Raw genomic sequence first — 400 nt, forward strand, 5'->3', positions numbered from 1 at the left:
GACGTCCTACTCTCCCGGCTCCCTGCGGAGCAAGTACCATCGGCGCTGGAGGGCTTAACGGCCGTGTTCGGCATGGGAACGGGTGTGTCCCCTCCGCCATCATCACCAGACAATTTCACTATTTCTCAAAAGTGACGAAGAATAATGTATCACATCTTCTTATTCACTTTCAAGTGCTTTTTTTAAACTTTTTTGGTGGAGCTGAACGGGATCGAACCGATGACCTCCTGCTTGCAAGGCAGGCGCTCTCCCAACTGAGCTACAGCCCCATATTAGGGAAATATATGGTGGGCCTAGGCTGACTCGAACAGCCGACCTCACGCTTATCAGGCGTGCGCTCTAACCAACTGAGCTATAGGCCCGCAAAGGAGTTATACTCCTTCAAAACTGAACAGCGAAT

The 400-nt window shown here is 51.0% G+C and carries 2 tRNA genes and 1 rRNA gene; all 3 read right to left on the bottom strand.

Annotated features, from left to right (window positions below):
- Nucleotides 1–110, bottom strand: a 5S ribosomal RNA gene (rrf, locus tag HP568_RS29480); the annotation flags it as partial.
- 83 nt (nucleotides 111–193) lie between these two features.
- Nucleotides 194–269: transfer RNA gene (locus HP568_RS29485), tRNA-Ala, on the bottom strand.
- A 16-nt stretch (nucleotides 270–285) separates the two neighbouring features.
- Nucleotides 286–362: transfer RNA gene (locus HP568_RS29490), tRNA-Ile, on the bottom strand.
- Nucleotides 363–400 lie beyond the last annotated feature (38 nt).

Source organism: Brevibacillus sp. MS2.2 (assembly GCF_013284345.1).
Lineage (GTDB): Bacteria > Bacillota > Bacilli > Brevibacillales > Brevibacillaceae > Brevibacillus > Brevibacillus brevis_C.